The sequence below is a fragment of the Chitinophaga sp. YR573 genome, from assembly GCF_900110995.1.
In the GTDB taxonomy this organism is placed as follows: Bacteria; Bacteroidota; Bacteroidia; order Chitinophagales; family Chitinophagaceae; genus Chitinophaga.
Genome location: NZ_FOJF01000003.1, coordinates 456,106 through 470,376 on the forward strand (window position 1 = coordinate 456,106; position 14,271 = coordinate 470,376).

The 14,271-nt window shown below is 38.2% G+C and carries 12 protein-coding genes; all 12 read left to right on the forward strand.

The genetic code is table 11. The annotated features are described in order from the left end of the window. The first annotated feature begins 759 nt into the window (after positions 1-759). Positions 760-2,613: a polysaccharide biosynthesis protein gene (locus BMW86_RS28300; RefSeq protein WP_255373032.1), complete on the forward strand. Its 1,854-nt coding sequence runs from the start codon at positions 760-762 to the stop codon at positions 2,611-2,613. 82 nt (positions 2,614-2,695) lie between these two features. Then, positions 2,696-3,538 (forward strand): polysaccharide biosynthesis/export family protein, encoded by an 843-nt coding sequence (locus BMW86_RS28305; protein ID WP_089786591.1) that lies wholly within the window; start codon positions 2,696-2,698, stop codon positions 3,536-3,538. A gap of 17 nt (positions 3,539-3,555) precedes the next feature. Then, entirely contained in the window at positions 3,556-5,970 is a 2,415-nt protein-coding gene (locus BMW86_RS28310) for a GumC family protein (protein WP_089786594.1), read from the forward strand. 39 nt (positions 5,971-6,009) lie between these two features. Continuing rightward, on the forward strand, positions 6,010-7,008 hold the full coding sequence (locus BMW86_RS28315) for an NAD-dependent 4,6-dehydratase LegB (protein ID WP_089786596.1): 999 nt from the start codon (positions 6,010-6,012) through the stop codon (positions 7,006-7,008). After that, the gene (locus BMW86_RS28320) at positions 7,005-8,138 is read left to right on the forward strand and encodes a LegC family aminotransferase (RefSeq protein ID WP_089786598.1); all 1,134 of its coding nucleotides are present in this window, start codon (positions 7,005-7,007) and stop codon (positions 8,136-8,138) included. Before BMW86_RS28315 ends, BMW86_RS28320 begins: the two co-directional genes overlap by 4 nt. Further along, positions 8,131-8,772, forward strand: a complete 642-nt coding sequence (locus BMW86_RS28325; RefSeq protein WP_089786601.1) for an acetyltransferase — start codon at positions 8,131-8,133, stop codon at positions 8,770-8,772. Before BMW86_RS28320 ends, BMW86_RS28325 begins: the two co-directional genes overlap by 8 nt. Next, complete coding sequence (gene neuB, locus BMW86_RS28330; RefSeq protein ID WP_089786603.1) at positions 8,769-9,782, forward strand: N-acetylneuraminate synthase; 1,014 nt, start codon at positions 8,769-8,771, stop codon at positions 9,780-9,782. Before BMW86_RS28325 ends, neuB begins: the two co-directional genes overlap by 4 nt. Continuing rightward, a complete protein-coding gene (gene neuC, locus BMW86_RS28335) occupies positions 9,779-10,948 on the forward strand; it encodes a UDP-N-acetylglucosamine 2-epimerase (protein WP_089786606.1) in 1,170 nt (389 codons plus the stop codon). The genes neuB and neuC overlap by 4 nt, the downstream gene beginning before the upstream one ends. Continuing rightward, a complete protein-coding gene (locus tag BMW86_RS28340; RefSeq protein ID WP_089786608.1) occupies positions 10,945-11,832 on the forward strand; it encodes a formyltransferase family protein in 888 nt (295 codons plus the stop codon). Before neuC ends, BMW86_RS28340 begins: the two co-directional genes overlap by 4 nt. Further along, positions 11,829-12,500 carry a PIG-L deacetylase family protein gene (locus BMW86_RS28345; protein WP_089786611.1) on the forward strand — a complete coding sequence of 224 codons (672 nt, stop codon included), beginning with the start codon at positions 11,829-11,831 and terminating at the stop codon, positions 12,498-12,500. The genes BMW86_RS28340 and BMW86_RS28345 overlap by 4 nt, the downstream gene beginning before the upstream one ends. Next, a complete protein-coding gene (locus tag BMW86_RS28350) occupies positions 12,500-13,546 on the forward strand; it encodes a nucleotidyltransferase family protein (protein ID WP_089786613.1) in 1,047 nt (348 codons plus the stop codon). Before BMW86_RS28345 ends, BMW86_RS28350 begins: the two co-directional genes overlap by 1 nt. Then, a complete protein-coding gene (locus BMW86_RS28355) occupies positions 13,546-14,268 on the forward strand; it encodes an acylneuraminate cytidylyltransferase family protein (protein WP_089786615.1) in 723 nt (240 codons plus the stop codon). The genes BMW86_RS28350 and BMW86_RS28355 overlap by 1 nt, the downstream gene beginning before the upstream one ends. Positions 14,269-14,271: the final 3 nt, after the last annotated feature.

The following is a 14,271-nucleotide window of genomic DNA, read 5'->3' on the forward strand; positions in this document are numbered from 1 at the left end:
AATTGTAGTAAACTTTACCCATTCCGGTAATAAGAGGGTTTAATCATATATGACATATCCAACCATTTTATATCTTAGTTATTCGTCAATTGTTATGTGTTTTTAACGATGTCCTTTTATGCAACTGAGAACAATTTTTCTATATTTTTTGTTATCTAAACAGAGCGTTAAAAATTAGAATATGATTTTATTGGTATAGAGTTTGTTTACTCTGTCTCAAACTCTAAAAGTACTCGAAAGAATAGTACTATCAATAGTAAGACACGCTTTAGAGTATAGTTAAATATGTTCAACTTTGTGCGAGTCATGCTTGAACTGAATATAGAGAACCACGTCTTTAACTGAATGACCCGATAGTGTGCAATTACGTATTTATACGTGATTTTGTTTTGAGCAAAGTTACTTCCTGATACAAAATTTAAATCCTATTTCTATTCCAATGCTGGGTCAGTGCTGTTTGTAAGGGATATAAGAAGAACGCATAGTTTTAATATTACCATAAATTAATATTGTTATAAAAAACATTTAACTCTATTCATTTATTCTTAACTAAAAAGTTGACAATATGTATTTATTTTGCACGCAGGTTAGAATCCCAAGAATATAAAAAGAGCAATAAGCTATTTCACGGAAATGAATGTTATGAAACACTGATACGTTTTAACCTTATCTATTAAACTGATGACTAAGAGATCTTGGATTACCCCGTCCTGGCTAATATTACTGTTAGATTTAGCCTGTTCTATTGTCGGAATGAGCATGGCCTTTTTACTAAGGCTGAATTTTAACCTTGAAGAGTTTAACCGCTACCCCATTCAGAGTATCGTAATGATGGTAGTGAGCGTAAATCTCTTGCTTTCGTTAATATTTCGCACCTATACGGGTATAGTGCGTTATACAAGTATGGCAGATATAGGTCGTATTTCGTGCCTTGGACTAATTAGTGCTGCAATATATTGCTATGTAGGGACAACTTCCTTACACTATAGTAGTATAAATATGTTCCCGTTCTCTGTCATAGCGATAAACTTTTTTATTAATACGTTCTGCTTATTATCGTATCGTCTGTTTGTAAAATGGGCATTCCGTTATTATGGTCGTTATGGCAATATAAACAAAACCAGAGCGGTTATATACAGTGCGGGACATTCCGGTTTAATGGTACGCAGAGCTATTAATGAAGATGAAACCGGTAACATTCGTATAGCGGGATTCCTGGATGATAAACTAACATGTAGTGGTAAACGCCTGGATGGATTACCCATTTATGCTACAAGTAAAGCTGTTCTCGAAAAACTGGCCAGACAGGATAAAATTACACTTGTAATACTTGCAGAAGAATCTATGGAGCCACATGTACTCAATAACCTGGTAGATAACTGTATTGCCCTTAATATTAAGGTACAGAAAGTATTGCCCGTCAATAAGTGGATCAGTACCGGCTGGAACCCTTCCAAACTGCAGGATATCAAAATTGAAGATCTGCTGGACCGCTCAGTAATAAATATCAACAACGAACAGGTGAGCCGCGAAACGAAAGGCAAAGCCATACTGGTTACAGGTGCTGCCGGTTCTATCGGTAGTGAACTGGTAAGACAACTGGTAAAGTCAGATCCTTCCGTAATAGTATTATGTGATAAAGCAGAATCCCCGCTACATGAACTGGAACTGGAAATGGGGGATGTTGCTCCGGGTATACTGGTAATCCCTTTTATAGCCAATATCTGCGACAGGGTACGTATGCAGCAGTTATTTGAAGTATATGAACCCGCTATTGTGTATCATACGGCTGCTTACAAACATGTACCGATGATGGAAAAAAATCCATCTATAGCGGTATTGAATAATGTATTAGGCACCAAGATACTGGCAGAGTTATCCGTAGAATTTGGTGTAGAGAAATTTGTGATGGTATCTACAGATAAAGCGGTGAATCCTACTAATGTAATGGGCGCCTCAAAAAGGATTGCGGAAATATTTACCCAATCCTACAGCAATCATGTGAATAAACAATATAAAAAATCTGGTCCGGTATACGGTGTTCCTCCAACCCGTTTTATCACCACCCGTTTTGGTAATGTGTTAGGCTCCAATGGTTCCGTGATTCCACGTTTTAAACAGCAAATCGAAAAAGGAGGTCCCATAACAGTTACGCATCCTGATATCACCCGCTACTTCATGACCATCCCGGAAGCCTGCCAGCTGGTACTGGAAGCCGGTGCAATGGGGCAGGGAGGAGAGATCTTTGTATTTGACATGGGACAACCTGTAAGGATCGCTGAACTGGCAAAGAAGATGATCCGTATGAGTGGCAGAGAGCCAGGGAAAGACATACATGTCGTATACACTGGTTTACGCCCCGGAGAAAAATTATATGAAGAACTGTTAAACAATGCGGAGAATACCATGAGTACCTATCATGAGAAAATCATGATAGCCCGGGTCCGTGAATATGATTTTGTAGAAGTGAATGATGATATTGATAGATTAATTGAATCTGCTCATAAACATTATCTTACCCCAACCGTGGTTCTGATGAAACAATTAGTGCCAGAATTTATTAGTAAAAACTCCGCTTACGAACAATTAGATAAAGATAAAATTAAACTATAACCTCATATCGTATGTTAATTCTATATCGGCATATTAAGTTATGACACGATATGAAAAATGTATTTAAACAGTTTTTTATATAATGAAGATACTCAATTGGGGTAAATACCTCCTTACGCATTCTTTTACCAGAAAGAAATTTTTGTTATTTGCCTTATCCAGTGCTTTTTTAAGTCTATTATTAAGCTCATGTGTAACTACAAAAAATGTTAGGTATTTTAAAGATGTTCCTGACACATTAAAGAAAAAAGTAGTTGATCAGGCGACATTTTATACTCCTGTTATCCAGCCTGATGACATCTTGCAGGTAACCATTCAGACGTTAGACCCTTCTACCAATACTTTGCTGAATCCACAGGCTAGCTGGCCTATTACAGGTAATGCCGCCCCTTCTGCGGGATCGACTGGTGTAAGCGGATACCTGGTTGGTAAAGATGGCTATGTGGTATTACCGTTAGCCGGAAAGATTCTCGTAAAAGGTAAAACAACAGATGAGGTGAGGGAAGATATCCGGATCAAAGCATCCGAATTCTATCATGACCCCCTGGTGAATGTAAGATATGCAAACTTCAAAATAACCGTGTTGGGGGAGGTGTCACGGCCCTCAACCTATGTAATGCCTAATGAAAAGGTCACACTTTTAGATGCTTTAGGTGCAGCAGGAGATCTCACTATTTACGGCCGGCGTGAAAATGTATTATTGATACGTGACAGAGATGGTAAGAAAGAATTCACAAGATTCAATCTGAATAACAGTAGCTTATTTAATTCACCATATTTTTATCTGCAACAGGGTGATGTGGTGTATGTAGAACCCAATAGATCTAAAGTAATATCTACTGATGCTGCCCGTTTGAGAGTAATAACGATTTTAACGACAGGTATATCACTATTAACATTAATTATAACGCGGGTTCGTTTTTGATTTAAAGTTTATACACAATGCAGGAGCATATTTTACATACAAATGGGAAATCTAATAATGACGTAATATTTCAGGAGTCATTAGCAGGAGCAAGTTTTGATCTTAGGAAATTACTTGATAAATTTTTAATTAACTGGTATTGGTTTGCACTCTGCATAATATTGGGGGTAGGGACCGCCTGGCTATATTTAAGATATGCAACACCTACTTATAATATAACGGCAAAGGTTTTAGTACAGGACCCAAGAAAGGATGGTGATTTACCCGGCAGCGAAGCACTGGAGCAACTACAGCTTTTTACTAATAAGAGCAGTGTTGATAATGAAGTAGAAATACTGAAATCCCGTTCTTTAATGGAGAAGGTTGTAAAAGATTTACAGCTAAACGTTACTTATTATGTGGAAGGTCGTGTAAAAGAAACAGAGCAGTATGGCATTCTTCCATTCACCATTCATTGGATCACGCAAAATGATTCTTTGAAAAAGGTTACTTATCTGATAAAGCCTAAGAATAATGATGAGTTTATATTAGGCATAGGTCATTTTGAACGGACTGTTAAATGGGGTGATTCACTACAGTTGCCGGAAGGGACTTTATGGTTGGAACGTACGGAATCCATACCTTTTAATAAAGATGAATATCAGGTAAAAATTGCTTCTGTTGATGATGCGGTAGCTTCTTATCAAAATAAGCTGAATGTTGGTATTACCAATAAGCAGGCTAGTACCATTGATCTTCTTCTTACTGCCACCCTTCCGCAAAAGGGGGAAAATGTACTGAATAAGCTTATTCAGGCATATATGGAAGCAAGCGTGGAAGATAAAAACCGTATAGCAGATAGTACAATTGCGTTTATAGATAACAGACTGGTGATTGTAAGTAAAGAACTTACAGGTGTAGAAAAAGAAATTCAGGAATTTAAACAGGATAATCAGCTGGCGGATATTTCTGAACAATCTAAATTGCTGGTGTCCGGTTCCAGTGAAAGCTTCAATCAACTTACCGAACAGCAGATAAGATTAAGTGTTGTATCATCTTTAGAAGAGTATGTGAAGGATGAAAAGAATAACAAACGGGTAGTTCCTTCCGCACTTGTAATACAGGACCCCTCTTTTTTATCTCTGTTGGAAAAATATAACACCTTACAGTTAGAACGTGCAAGGCAATTAATGGCCAACACGGAATCTAATCCTTTGATCAGAAATATTGATAGCCAGCTGGCAGGTTTAAGATTGGATTTAATTAATAATCTGGGTACCTTAAAAAGGACATTACAGATTGGGATTGATGAGGTGCAGAAGAAAACAAATATGTTCGAGCAAAAAATCCGGCAGGTGCCGGGTAAAGAACGTGTTTTCCTTGACTATTCCCGTCAACAATCAGTTAAGCAGGGATTGTACCTGTATCTTCTGCAAAAAAGAGAAGAGTCTGCGATTTCAAAGACCTATAATATGGCTATTGCCAGAATTATAGATTACGCAAAAAGTGATTCGCAGCCTTTCATGCCAAAGCGGGTTTTGATATACCTGTTAGGACTTATTATAGGTGTGTTAATACCAACTGCTGCTCTGTATTTACGTGAAATGTTAAGCAGAAGGGTTACTAAAAAGAGCGATATCACTAATACTATTCCTGTTCCCATATTAGCTGAGATAGGTCATAATAATGGTAAGGACCTGATCATTGCCGGAAGAGATACCCGTTCTCCTCTTGCTGAACAATTCAGAGCAATGAGAACGAATCTTCAGTTTATATTGGCAAATACAAATGAGAAGGTGATTATGCTAACCTCAAGTATGAGTGGAGAGGGTAAATCATTTGTTTCCGTTAACCTGGCAACCGTGCTGGCTTTATCGGGGAAAAAAGTAGTGCTGATGGAAATGGACCTTCGCAAGCCTAAGATTTCGGAAAATCTGGGATTGAATAATCAAACAGGGTTCAGTACTTATATAATTGGTTTAACTCCTTTGGAAGAAATAATTAAACCTTCAGGATTTCATGACAACTTCCATATCATTACTTCCGGCCCCATTCCTCCTAATCCAACTGAACTCTTATTATTCGAGAAAACAGAAAAGTTGTTTGCAGAACTTCGAAGCCGGTATGATTATATAATTGTGGATACAGCCCCTGTTGGTCTGGTAACAGATGCCCAGCTGCTTGGACGTTGGTCTGATGCTACATTATATCTGGTTAGACAGGGATATACCTTTAAACAACAGTTGCTTTTGTGTAAAGAGTTTTATCAGTTCAGAAAATTACCCAAAATTAATATTGTAGTGAATGATGTGAAAATGGGCGGAGGTGCTTATGGTTATGGATACGGCTATGGATATGGGTACGGTTATGGCTATGGATATGGTTATGGTACTGAGGTAGAAAAGAAGAAAAAAGGTTTGGCAAGAATCAGTGGAATCTTTTCGCGTAAATAACTGTAAAGATTTATAGCATAACAGTATAACAATTTATACATGGAATTAAAGAATAAAAAGGTATTGGTAACAGGAGCCGATGGATTTATAGGTAGCCACCTGGTAGAGAAATTACTGGAGGAGGGCTGCATTGTCAGAGCTTTTGTATGCTATAACTCTTTTAACAGCTGGGGATGGTTAGATAGCTTTCCTCCGGCAATGCAAAAACAAATAGAAGTATTTTCCGGTGATATCCGCGATCCTAATGGCGTGAGAACTGCTATGAAAGGAATTGACATTGTATTCCATCTGGCAGCTTTAATTGCTATACCATTCAGTTATCATTCTCCTGATTCTTACATAGATACCAATGTGAAGGGGACCTTAAATTTTGTGCAGGCCGCAAAGGACCTTGGTGTTGAAAGAATATTGGTTACCTCTACTTCTGAAGTGTATGGTACTGCATTATATGTTCCTATTGATGAAAAACATCCACGTCAGCCACAGTCGCCATATTCGGCTTCCAAAATCGGTGCAGACTGTATCGCCGAATCCTTTTATAGAAGTTTTGATCTGCCACTGACAATAGTAAGGCCATTTAATACTTATGGTCCCCGTCAATCTGCCAGGGCCGTCATTCCCACTATTATCACACAACTGCTGAATGGGAAGACGGAAATAAAATTGGGCGACCTTACCCCAACAAGAGATTTGGTTTATGTAAAGGATACTGTTAACGGCTTTGTAGAAATTGCAAAGTCAACAGCATTGATAGGACATGATTGTAACATTGCTACAGCATCTGAAATTTCAGTAGGAGAGCTGGCTCAAGAGCTAATTGATCAAATAAACCCTGCAGCAAAAATTGAATCAGATGAGCAGCGCCTGCGCCCGGAAAAATCAGAGGTGTTCAGGTTGTTTGGTGCGAATGAAAAAATCAGGGAGTATACCAGCTGGCAACAGCAATACAATTTAAAACAGGGCCTGGCCAACACAATAGAGTGGTTTAAAGTACCTGAGAATCTAAAACAATATAAAGCAGATATATACAATATATGATACCGTTGTCTGTACCTAACCTTGCTGGAAACGAATGGAAATATGTAAAAGATTGCCTGGATACTAATTGGGTATCATCAGTAGGTAGTTATGTAAACCGGATGGAAGAATTGTCTGCGACTTTTTGTAAAGTATCAAATGCAATAGCAACATCAAATGGCACAGCAGCTTTGCATATCAGTCTTATTTTATCCGGAGTGGAGAAAGGAGATCTTGTTATTTTACCTGATATCACTTTTGTGGCACCTGCAAATGTGATCAAATATATGGGAGCAGATGCTGTTTTGATAGATATTGATAAGGACACGTGGCAATTGGATACAGCTTTACTTGCCAGGTTTCTTCATGAAGAATGTTTGTTGCAGGATAATAAATGTTATCATAAACAAACAAAACGCCGGGTTGCTGCGGTAATTCCTGTACATGTGTTAGGGAACATGGTAAACATGGAGAAGTTGCTGGAATTGGCAGCAGCATATCATATTAATGTGGTCGAAGATGCTACTGAAGCATTGGGCTCTACATATAAAGGGCAACCAGCAGGCTCTTTCGGTCTTTTTGGTACGCTTAGTTATAATGGCAACAAGATCATTACAACTGGTGGAGGTGGGATGATCCTTACTAATGATGAGATATTGGGTAAAAGGGCCAAACATCTGACCACACAGGCCAAAGCTGATAATATGGAATATTATCATGATGAGGTCGGATATAATTACCGTTTGGTAAATATTCTGGCAGCAATGGGAGTAGCCCAGATGGAACAACTGGAAGGTTTTGTAAAACGGAAGCAGGCAATAACAGCTTTCTATAATCAGGAATTAAGGACATTACCAGGCTTCATGCCGCAGGTAGTAACAGAACATGTAGCGCCTAACTGCTGGTTATATACAGCTATGTTTGAACGAGCTAAGGAACTGCTGAATTTTCTGAATGCAAATGGTGTTCAGACAAGACCTTTCTGGGTGCCCATGAATAGATTGCCTGCATTTAAAAATGATTATTACTATAACGTCGCTGATGTATCAGGTGTTGTATATAATAACTGTCTTAGTTTGCCCTGTTCTACCAATATAACAGATGCAGAAGCAGAGCAGGTTGTTGTCAACGTAAAAAAATTCTATGCCTGAGAAGAAACTGGTATTGATTGGCGGCGGCGGTCACTGCAAATCGTGCATTGATGTGATAGAGTCTACAGGTGAATGGCAGATTTCAGGCATAATAGATTTGCCGGAACTGCTTGGAAACCGGGTATTGAATTATGAGGTGACCGGTGCTGATAATGATATTGACAAATGGATTAATAGTGATACATATTTTCTGATAACTGTCGGACAGATCAAATCCTCAGCAGTGAGGCAACGATTATTCGGCTATTTAAAAGAAAAGAATGCGCTGATCGCTACTGTCATATCGGCAAAGGCAACGGTATCAAAATATGCCAGCATCGGAGAGGGATCTATTATCCATCATCATTGTATAGTAAATGCAGAAGCCAGCATCGGAGTTAATTGTATTATTAATACTGCTGCTAATATTGAACATGAAGTGAAGGTAGATGATCATACACATGTTTCTACAGGCGCCTTAATAAATGGAAATGTAACAATAGGTAAAGGTTGTTTTATTGGTAGCGGTTCTGTTTTAACTCATAGTATCAGTATACATGATGGCACTATAATAGGAGCTGGTAGTCTGGCAATAAAAAATATAGAGGTCCCAGGTATTTATGTTGGTGTACCCTGTAAAAAAAGAGGAAAATGAAAAGAACACTGATTATCGCAGAAGCTGGTGTCAACCATAATGGTGATATCAACAACGCATTTAAATTAGTTGATGCTGCATTTGAAGCAGGTGCAGATTATGTTAAGTTTCAGACTTTTAAAGCAGGTGAACTGGTTGCTAAATCAGCAAGGCAGGCTGAGTATCAGATGAAGAATATGGGGGAGCAGGAAAATGATTCTCAGTTTGAGATGCTTAAGAAATTAGAATTGAGTGAAGAGGATCATGAGAAATTAATTGAGTACTGTAATAAGAAAGGGATAGCATTCCTTTCTACGGGTTTTGACCTTGAATCTTTGCAGTACCTGGCTGATCTTGGTATTACGCTGGCTAAGATCCCTTCCGGAGAGATAACCAATTTACCCTACCTGAGGAAAGTGGCAGCTTTATTTAAAGAAGTCATTTTATCTACGGGAATGGCGACTATTGAGGATATAAAAGCGGCGATTGATGTACTGGTGGACAATGGAATAGGAATACAGCATATTAGAATATTGCATTGTAATACCGAGTATCCTACACCAATGAAAGATGTTAACCTTAAGGCGATGCAACATATCCGGGTAGTAACAGGAGTTGAAATCGGCTATTCTGATCATACTGAGGGTATTGAAGTGCCAATTGCAGCAGTTGCCCTGGGGGCTACTGTAATAGAGAAGCATTTTACACTGGACCGTACTATGGATGGGCCGGACCATAAGGCATCATTAGAGCCATTGCAGCTGAAAGAAATGGTGTCGGCAATACGAAATATAGAATTGGCCATTGCCGGTTCAGGCTATAAAGAACCTTCAGCGTCCGAGAAGAAAAATATGGCTGTTGTGAGAAAAAGCATCATTGCCGTTAAGCCTATACAAAAAGGAGAAGAATTTACAACAGAAAATATTGGTGTGAAAAGACCAGGTACCGGTATTAGTCCTATGAAATGGGATGATGTTTTGGGTACCATAGCAGGAAGGAATTTTCAGGAGGATGAATTAATTGAAATATGAGAAGAAAAATTTGTGTAATTACTGGTACAAGAGCGGAGTATGGATTATTGTATTGGCTTCTGAAAGCCATTAAGGAAGATATTGATCTTGAATTACAGCTGGTAGTAACAGGTATGCACTTATCTCCGGAATTTGGACTTACCTATAAAAATATAGAGAAAGATGGTTTTATAATTGATAAAAAGATAGAAATATTACTGTCATCTGATTCTGCAACTGGTATTTCCAAAAGTATGGGATTGGGTATGATCGGCTTTGCTGAAGCTTTGGCGGAATTACAACCAGATCTTGTAGTGATGCTGGGAGACAGATTCGAAATTTTTTCTATGGCAGCTGCTGCTATGATCAGCAGAATACCGGTTGCCCATCTGCATGGAGGAGAAGCAACTGAAGGACTGATTGATGAAGCTATCAGACATTCTGTTACAAAGATGTCGCATTTGCATTTTACTGCCACAGAAGAATATAAAAACCGTGTTATACAACTTGGGGAACAACCTGGAAGAGTCTTTAATGTAGGGGCGATGGGAATTGAGAATATCAATAAACTGGCCTTACTTGATAAAGAAGCATTCGAGAAGAGTATAACATTCAAATTAGGAGTGCGTAATGCGTTAGTGACTTTTCATCCGGTGACCTTAGAAAAATCATCTGCTGAAATACAGTTTAAAACTTTATTGGAAGCATTAGATAGTATTACGGACCTCAATATAATTTTTACTAAAGCAAATGCAGACACTGATGGAAGAGTCATCAATGAGATGATTGATGAATATGTGAAGCATCATAAGAATAGTATTGCTTTTTCTTCCTTAGGTCAGCTACGGTATCTTTCAGCATTACAATATGTTGATGTTGTTATTGGTAATTCTTCCAGTGGTATTATAGAAGTGCCTTCTTTTAAAAAGGCAACTGTCAATATTGGAGACAGACAAAAGGGAAGGAGTAAGGCTGCCAGTATCATTGATTGTACACCTGATCTGTTATCAGTCAGGGCTGCTTTGGAACAGGCTTTAAGTGAGGAATTTAAAGAAGTATTAGCAGGAACTATAAATCCTTATGGTACAGGAAATGCTTCGGAAAAAATATTACCGGTATTGAAATCCGCAGATTTGGATAATATTTTAAAAAAGGAGTTTTATGATCTTAAACATGGCGACAAATGAAGATATTTTTTATTGGTACTGTTCAATTTTCTTATGATGCTTTGAATAAACTGATAAGTAGCAATGCTGATATAGTAGGAGTCGCTACAAAGGCCTCTTCTTCATTTAATGCTGATTATGCTGATCTGTCTGCGTTGTGTATTAAAAATAATATTCCATATAAATACGTCAATGATATTAATCATCCTGGTAATGTAGATTTTATTAAGAAATGTGCCCCGGATGTAATATACTGTTTCGGATGGTCCAGTTTAATTAAGAAAGATATTTTAAACCTTACAAAACCAGGCGTTGTAGGATTTCATCCGGCAGCACTTCCTCATAATAAAGGAAGACATCCTATTATTTGGGCACTGGCACTTGGTTTAACAGAGACGGCATCCTCTTTTTTTATCATGGATGAAGAAGCTGATAACGGTAAGATCATTTCGCAGGAGATACTTAAGATAGATTATGAAGATGACGCAGCATCTCTATATAAGAAAATAACATCAGTTGCTCTTGAGCAGATCAGTTCTTTTACCAGGGCACTTGAAAATGAAGGTGTATTTACAAATTTAAAAGACAATGGTGAAGGGAATAGCTGGCGTAAAAGATCTAAACCTGATGGAAGAATAGACTTCAGGATGACAAGCAGAATGATTTATAATCTGGTGAGAGCGTTGTCAAAACCATATGTTGGAGCACATCTTGAAACTATGAACGGAGATGTGAAAATCTGGAAGGTGAAAGAGGAGAACAGTGAACATAATAATATAGAACCAGGAAAGGTATTACGTGTTGATAATAATAATATTCTGGTTAAAACGGCAGATGCTGCCATCTGGTTGACGGAACACACGTTCGGAAATCAATTGCCTGAGATAAACGATTATTTTATATGAGAAATGTAGTTATAATTTCTGCACATCCGGATGATGAAGTACTAGGTGCGGGAGGAACACTGTTAAAACATGCTGTTGCAGGAGATAACATCTACTGGTTAATTATAACAAATATTGCAGTAAATACTGGCTTTTCAGAAGAACGTGTACGGAGCAGACAGATAGAGATAGAAGAAGTAGCAAAGCGTTTAAGGATAAAGAAAACATTTAAACTGGATTATCCAACAATGTCGTTATCCAGCAGCAGTTTATTGACGATGGTACCTGAAATATCAAAGGTATTTGAGGAAACCAAACCAGAAATTATTTATTGCCTTAACAGATCAGATGCACATTCTGATCATAGGGTTGTATTTGATGCGGTTGCTTCCTGCACTAAATCATTTCGTTATCCTTACATAAAGCGGGTATTAATGTATGAATGTATTTCAGAAACAGAATTTGCGCCCGCTTTACCCGAGAAAGCATTTATACCTAATTACTATGTAGACATTTCAGCATACCTGGAAGAGAAGCTTGATATTATGAAGTTATATGCCTCTGAATTGGGAGATCACCCTTTTCCAAGGTCACTTGATAATATAAAGGCACTGGCACATTTCCGTGGCGCAACTGCTGGCGTACAATATGCGGAAGCATTCCAATTACTAAAATACATCGATAAGTAATGAGTAACTATAAAAAACATCTGATTCATAAGGATAGTGGTATCAAGGTAGCACTTGCCCAATTGGACGCATTGGCCATTGATGCCATCCTTTTTGTTGTAGATGATGATGAAAAGCTGATAGGCTCGTTGACGGACGGAGATGTGAGAAGAGGATTTCTTCGTGGATTGGAATTAACAAGTCCTGTCCGTGACTTTATACAACCATCTCCCAGGTATATCAGAAAATCGGATTATACCATTCAGGAAGTAATCGAATACCGGGAAAAAGGGTTAAAGGTGATTCCTGTTATTGATGAAAATGATTGCATCGTCAATGTACTTAATTTTCGTTTTCATAAATCCTATCTCCCTGTAGGTGCCATTATCATGGCTGGTGGCAGAGGTGAAAGATTGAGGCCGTTGACAGACCAGATGCCTAAACCATTGCTGAAAGTAGGGGATAAGCCGATAATAGAACATAGTGTGGACCGACTGATAAGCTTTGGTATTGATGAATTATGGATATCAGTAAGATATATGGGAGAGCAAATAGAGGATTACTTTAAAGATGGATCTTCCAAAGGGGCCAGTATAAAGTATATCTGGGAGGATGCACCCCTGGGTACAATCGGTGCTGCCGGAAAAGCAGATATCAGTAAACATGATTATGTGCTGATCAGCAACTCCGATATTCTCACTAATCTTGATTATGAAGACCTGTTCCTGGATTTCATAAAAAAAGACGCCAAGTTATCGATAGTAACAATACCTTATAATGTAGATATACCTTATGCAGTATTGGAAACTACCAACGAAAATGTTCTTTCATTCAGGGAGAAACCGACTTACACCTATTATTCCAATGGAGGAATTTATTTGTTGAAAAAAGAATGTCTGGCTTTGATACCCAAAGGCGACTTTTTTAATGCCACGGACTTAATGGAGAAGCTTATTGCAAAAGGTGAGAAAGTAGTGTCCTATCCATTAAGAGGATATTGGTTAGATATTGGCAGACATGACGATTACACTAAAGCTCAGGAGGATATTAAATACATTAAGTTTTAATGAAGATTCTTTATTTAATAACAGCAAGAGGAGGTTCCAAAGGGTTACCTGGAAAGAATGTCAGAGAACTTGCGGGTAAGCCGTTAATAGCTTACACGATTGAAATGGCTAAAGCAGTAGCCACTGGTGAGGATGAAATCTGTGTTTCTACTGATAGTCCGGTAATAGCAGAGATCTCAACAGCTTGCGGGATAGAAGTGCCATTTCTAAGGCCGGAAATACTGGCTGCAGATAATGCCAGCAGTTATGATGTCATTTTACATGCAATTGATTTTTATGAACAGCAGGGGAAGATGTTTGATATGGTGATGTTGTTGCAACCAACTTCGCCTTTTAGAAATCGCCGGCAGATCTATGAAGTAAAAGATCTGATGCAACAAAAAGCAGAAACAGAAATGGTTGTTTCTGTAAAGGAATCCAAGGATAATCCCTACTATAACTTATTTGAGGAAGATGAGAGAGGGCTTCTGAATAAATCTAAACCGGGATATTATACCCGCAGGCAGGATTGTCCTAAGGTATATGCGTATAACGGATCGCTGTATCTGATGAAAGTGGATGCTTTGAAGGCAAAGCCAATGCATCAGTTGGATAAGGTGGTTAAATATCTGATGTCTGAAATATATAGTCTGGATATTGACAGTTTTGGAGATTGGGATGTGGCTGAATATCATGTGAAGCATAGGCTGATTTATGAGCAGCCTGATTTTCTATTGATTTAATAT

Excerpts from the sequence above, each read along its gene's own strand:
- BMW86_RS28300 (WP_255373032.1), top strand. The coding sequence starts at position 760 with ATGGCCTTTTTACTAAGGCTGAATTTTAACCTTGAAGAGTTTAACCGC.
- BMW86_RS28305 (WP_089786591.1), top strand. The coding sequence starts at position 2,696 with ATGAAGATACTCAATTGGGGTAAATACCTCCTTACGCATTCTTTTACC.
- BMW86_RS28310 (WP_089786594.1), top strand. The coding sequence starts at position 3,556 with ATGCAGGAGCATATTTTACATACAAATGGGAAATCTAATAATGACGTA.
- BMW86_RS28315 (WP_089786596.1), top strand. The coding sequence starts at position 6,010 with ATGGAATTAAAGAATAAAAAGGTATTGGTAACAGGAGCCGATGGATTT.
- BMW86_RS28320 (WP_089786598.1), top strand. The coding sequence starts at position 7,005 with ATGATACCGTTGTCTGTACCTAACCTTGCTGGAAACGAATGGAAATAT.
- BMW86_RS28325 (WP_089786601.1), top strand. The coding sequence starts at position 8,131 with ATGCCTGAGAAGAAACTGGTATTGATTGGCGGCGGCGGTCACTGCAAA.
- neuB (WP_089786603.1), top strand. The coding sequence starts at position 8,769 with ATGAAAAGAACACTGATTATCGCAGAAGCTGGTGTCAACCATAATGGT.
- neuC (WP_089786606.1), top strand. The coding sequence starts at position 9,779 with ATGAGAAGAAAAATTTGTGTAATTACTGGTACAAGAGCGGAGTATGGA.
- BMW86_RS28340 (WP_089786608.1), top strand. The coding sequence starts at position 10,945 with ATGAAGATATTTTTTATTGGTACTGTTCAATTTTCTTATGATGCTTTG.
- BMW86_RS28345 (WP_089786611.1), top strand. The coding sequence starts at position 11,829 with ATGAGAAATGTAGTTATAATTTCTGCACATCCGGATGATGAAGTACTA.
- BMW86_RS28350 (WP_089786613.1), top strand. The coding sequence starts at position 12,500 with ATGAGTAACTATAAAAAACATCTGATTCATAAGGATAGTGGTATCAAG.
- BMW86_RS28355 (WP_089786615.1), top strand. The coding sequence starts at position 13,546 with ATGAAGATTCTTTATTTAATAACAGCAAGAGGAGGTTCCAAAGGGTTA.